Source organism: Nostoc sp. UIC 10630 (genome assembly GCF_010747425.1).
Taxonomy (GTDB): Bacteria; Cyanobacteriota; Cyanobacteriia; order Cyanobacteriales; family Nostocaceae; genus Nostoc.
This window is the reverse complement of the sequence record NZ_JAAGOG010000486.1, coordinates 1-591: the sequence shown is the minus strand read 5'-3', so window position 1 is coordinate 591 and position 591 is coordinate 1. Positions and strand designations below refer to the sequence as shown.

1 pseudogene is annotated in these 591 nt (G+C 44.8%); it reads left to right on the top strand.

Annotated features, from left to right (window positions below):
* Positions 1-12: 12 nt before the first annotated feature.
* Positions 13-591, top strand: a pseudogene (locus G1O98_RS40530) (hypothetical protein); the annotation flags it as partial.

Sequence of the window (591 nt, the reverse complement as noted above, 5' to 3'; positions counted from 1 at the left end):
CTGGCGGTGTTGATGTTTGGTCACAGGAACACGACAGCACTTTATTTTGACCGGGGGCAACTGAAGCTGGGGGATAGTCCACTGTTGGGCTTTGCCAATATGTTGGATATCGTGCTGGATATGACGAGCGGTTTAGACCGAGAGCGTTTATCTTCGGCAATATTTGATGCACGCTACACGATTATTGATAAGGTCTACAGCAAAGACCGTAATTGCTCGGCACGCCCTGATTGGATAACTTTTGACCGAATACAAGCCCTAGCAAGTGCGAAAGACCCCACTTTAAGACAAAAAGAAATTTCTCATATTGCTGATGCAATCAGAGTGGCAACAGCCCAATATTGGGATAAGCTACAGCGGTGGATGGACAAAATATTACCCAGACCGTTGAACGAAGTAATCATCGGTGGGGGCGCTGCTTACCATGTAGAAGTTGAGTTGGAGAAGTATTTTAATTGTGCATGGCAACTCAAGAAAATAGATACGTATAGCAGTGTTTACGAGAGAACTGGTCAATACATCCCCAAAGACGACAAATTGCCAATGATACCGATGGTTTGGGGTAGTGGTTTTATAACTCAGGTGCAAGAA